The sequence below is a fragment of the Kiritimatiellia bacterium genome (assembly GCA_028715905.1).
Taxonomy (GTDB): Bacteria; Verrucomicrobiota; Kiritimatiellia; order JAAZAB01; family JAAZAB01; genus JAQUQV01.
On record JAQUQV010000113.1, the window covers coordinates 1 to 3890 of the forward strand.

The window sequence follows — 3890 nt, forward strand, 5'->3', positions numbered from 1 at the left end:
CGCTGACTTTGTAACCGCCCAGGTCGGGATGCATCAAACCGGGAACGATTTCCCCTTTCTTGACCTTGAGCCCCTTGTAGTAATAGGTTCCCTGGACGAGCGAATTCGTGCAATTCCCGACGCCGATCGTTGCTATCCTGATTTCCGACATGTTGTTTCCTTTCTGTTTATCAACCGTATTTTTCCACCGCGTTAAAAAAAGCGATGACGTTTTCCCACGGAGTATCCGGCTCAATACTCATTAATCCCAAAACCAATTTTCCGTTTTGGCCGACGCCATCAATCCATTTTTTCGTCTCAAGCTCCACCTGGGCCGGCGACCCGAAACGCACCGTGCTTTGGCATCCCATTACACCCCAGAAAGAAAGCGCCTGGCCGTAGCGCCTTCGCAACGCTATCGGATCCATGCATTCCGGCTGTACGGGGTTTAAAATATCCACCCCGATTGCGATCAAATCGGGTATGATCGGCTCAATATAACCGTCACTGTGGTAAAAAATCCTGATTTTGCCGTTAACCTTTTTTACGGCGTTAATAAAAGCCCCCAGACGCGGTTTTATCCATTTCCTCCACATTTCCGGACACATAATCATGCTGTGTTGGGTCCCGACATCATCGCCCAGATTTATCTGAGCCACCCCCGCCTCTGCCAGTTCCAGAGCCATTTGAATTTTAATTTCAAGGATCCTGTCAAGCAGAACGGACGCAAACTCCTCGTTCTCAATGAAATCAACCAGCAGGTTTTCGATGCCCCGCAAATGCCATGCCTTCTCAAAAACAAAGGCCACGACGTTGCCCATTACGTAATAATCATTAAGTTTCAAATTATCAATTTCGCTCTTTAACGCCTGTCTATTTTTGGCAACTTTCGGAAAAGGATAATCCAGGATGTCTTGCGCGGTTTTAAACGCTTCCATTGGATGTTGCATGCGCGTAAAATGAAAAGTTGAACAAGGCTCGTAGCCGATACCCCATTCGTCAATCCGGAACTGTTTCTGAAGCTTTCTGACGTCCTCCGCATTCCGGTAAATAGACAAATACTTTTCCGTGGGCAAATAAACGGATTGGCCGCCGCAAGGCGCTCTTTGCAATAAAAGTTCCGGATCATTGACGTGTTCGGCCAAAACTTCCCGCATTTCGCAGCCAAAATAGCCGGCCGGATCGTCTTGGCCGGTCTTTTCCTTGAAAATCTCCAGCGCCGGCGGAGTCCACCATGCGTCTTTCGGCGTTTTATCCGCTCTTTCTCCGGCCAGTGTTTTTAATACACGTTCTCTTTTCGTTGTCATGAAGCTTTCCTCGTCAGGCAACTGTTTTTCCATGAATCATGACCGGGGAAATCAGAAAATGTTTATTCCTTATGCGTTTGTTCAAGATATCCACCAGGGCGGAGGCAATGTCGCTTATACAAATCTCGTAACGCACTACGGGCAAGCCGTAATGATGCGTAATTTCCCTGTTGGTCATGGCCATGACCAGCAGATTGGACGGCGGTTTTATGTGCCTTTGCAACAGGGCCAACGCCGCGCCCCGCGCCGAAATGTCGTCGGAAATAAGCAGCGCGTCCGGCCAGTTATTGCTCTGCTGCCACTCCGAGCTTAATTGTAAAATTTTTTCATAGGCCCGTTGCTCAATATAGGCGCCGTTTGCCGCGCGGTCGCCCGTATGATAAACCTGCGCGGACGGAAGACCAAAATCCTTGACCGCGTCGTAAAGACCGTCCAGATCCGTGGAATGACTGGTTATCGCGCGCAGATAGGCAATCCGTTTCAGTCCTTTCCGCGTAACGTATTTTACGCATTCCCGGGTAAAAGTGTAAAAATCCAGAACCACATCGGTTTGCCGTTCTTCCGCGGGATGCATAAAACGGCAGACCGGCAAGTCCCAGACGCGGCGGGTCACTTCATGGTCAGTTTCTTGCAGAATCTGGATAAATCCGAGAAAGGATTGCTTGCGAAAATCACGCTTAAGCCGCTGATAGTTCTCCGATTTGCCGAAATCGTCATCGGTTTTCAACCCGGATAAGCCGTCATAAACGTAGCATGTCCGGCGCCCGGCATGCGCACCGGCAATTTCCGCTTGAATCCCCCGGACCAGAGCTCGTGAAAAATGAGATGTTTCGTCGGTGAGTTTATGCCCGACTAATATTCCGATAATAGCCTTGTCGTTATTGTTTTTCAGGAATGTGCCGCGCTTGCAACGCCTTTCAATTAGACCGTCGGCAGCCAAATTTTTCATCGCTTTATCAATCGTTGCACAACTCACACCCCATTTAGATGCAAGCTCGCTGGTAGAAGGAAGACGAAAAGGACTGTTATCTTTTCGTTCCAGTATCTGATTGCTCAAAAACTTCTCAATCTGGCGAAAAACAGGCTCTGGCGTTTGAATATTTAATTTAAAATCCATATATTACCTAATTCATGCGATAGAATATAATAGATAATATTTTAAATGTCAAATGTATTTTTATAAAAAAATCTTTACCGCCATAACTGAGGGGATGCGCGCTTTGGCCACATAAAAACACGGTTATCATCGCGCGGCCACCTTGGCGCGCGGAACATGACGCGGGCGGGGTCTCCCCGCGGGTTCATTTCGCGCGCCCGCATGCGCAAACAGGGAAATCAATCGTTTTACGTTGCCTCGTTTCCGGTTTTGCGCTATCTTTCCGGTTGATGCTGTAAACAGCGCCTTTGATAAAAAACATGCGATGTCTGCGGTTTAAAGGGATAATTGCAGGGTTTGATGCTGTTTTCCCTCTACGCTATCAGTAATCCTGACGTGCATTTTTATCGCCGGAGAAAATTTTGGTTGATTGTTCTTATACCGGGAACGGCATTACGCTGATTGAATTTCTTTCCAGCCGCCTCGGCATCTCGCGCGGCAAGGCAAAAGAAATTATTGACCAGCGCCGGGTTTTTGTGAACGGGATGCGGGTATGGATGGCCCGTCATGTCCTGAAAGCGGGCGATCAGATCACCGGCGCTTTTCATGCGGAAAAGCCGGCCGAAATCAAACGGGCATCCATTCTTTACGAGGACCATGATTACCTGATTGCCGACAAGCCGGCCGGCATACTCAGCAACGGTCCGCAAGGCCTTGAGAACAAATTAATCGCCCTGCTCGGCTGCCAGGAACTGGCGGCCTGCCACCGTCTGGACAAGGACACCTCCGGATGCCTGATTTTTGCCAGGTATCGCCAAGCCAAGGAACGGATTATCCCGTTGTTCGCGCAAAATAAAATTACAAAAAAATACGAAGCCGTGATCCGCGGCCTTCTGCCGCAGGAAACCATGACCATTACCGCTCCGCTTGACAACCAAAGGGCCGTTACCCGCATCCGCCGGCTGGATGCAACGCCGGCGGCCAGCCATGTCGCCGTTGTCATTGAGACCGGCCGGACACATCAGATAAGAAAACACCTGGCCGCCATCGGCCATCCGGTGCTGGGCGACCGGCAATACGGCGCGGGCCGGGCGGTCCCCCGGCGCGAAAGGTCAATCGCAAGACAGATGCTGCACGCGGTTGAAATCAGTTTCCGCCAGCCATTTACCGGTCTGCCGGTCCGCTGCAGAATAGAATTACCCGATGATTTCCGGGAATGTTTAAGAAAATACTGTTTAAAATAAAAGAGGAAACGACGAAGCAGACACAATAATGGCCAAGCGATTATGCTTTGTCCCTCAATACGCGCTTATGGTAATTAATTCTCATGGCCGAATGAATCCCGCTGGCGCGGGAAGCGAAATGCGCCGCGCGGATCATCTCGCGCCACCAAGCGCCCCTGGCGCGAACTTGCCCGCTTAAGCGGCGAGATTGACGAGCTGTTGTGTGGATGCGGCCAGGAGTGCATTGAGCGCGGTGGTTAATATTTGGCCTGAGGAAGTGAGAAG

3 protein-coding genes are annotated in these 3890 nt (G+C 50.2%); 1 reads left to right on the forward strand and 2 read right to left on the reverse strand.

The features are described 5' to 3' along the window. Positions 1-170: 170 nt before the first annotated feature. Together PHP98_11880 and PHP98_11885 are read right to left on the reverse strand one after the other, a co-directional pair. On the reverse strand, positions 171-1286 hold the full coding sequence (locus tag PHP98_11880; protein ID MDD5484327.1) for a uroporphyrinogen decarboxylase family protein: 1116 nt from the start codon (positions 1284-1286) through the stop codon (positions 171-173). Between the two features lie 13 nt (positions 1287-1299). Then, positions 1300-2403: a GntR family transcriptional regulator gene (locus tag PHP98_11885; protein ID MDD5484328.1), complete on the reverse strand. Its 1104-nt coding sequence runs from the start codon at positions 2401-2403 to the stop codon at positions 1300-1302. A 401-nt stretch (positions 2404-2804) separates the two neighbouring features. Here PHP98_11885 and PHP98_11890 point away from each other — a divergent pair, with 401 nt between their 5' ends. Then, positions 2805-3626 carry an RluA family pseudouridine synthase gene (locus tag PHP98_11890; GenBank protein ID MDD5484329.1) on the forward strand — a complete coding sequence of 274 codons (822 nt, stop codon included), beginning with the start codon at positions 2805-2807 and terminating at the stop codon, positions 3624-3626. The last annotated feature ends 264 nt before the right edge of the window (positions 3627-3890 follow it).

Excerpts from the sequence above, each read along its gene's own strand:
- PHP98_11885 (MDD5484328.1), bottom strand. The coding sequence starts at position 2,403 with ATGGATTTTAAATTAAATATTCAAACGCCAGAGCCTGTTTTTCGCCAG.
- PHP98_11880 (MDD5484327.1), bottom strand. The coding sequence starts at position 1,286 with ATGACAACGAAAAGAGAACGTGTATTAAAAACACTGGCCGGAGAAAGA.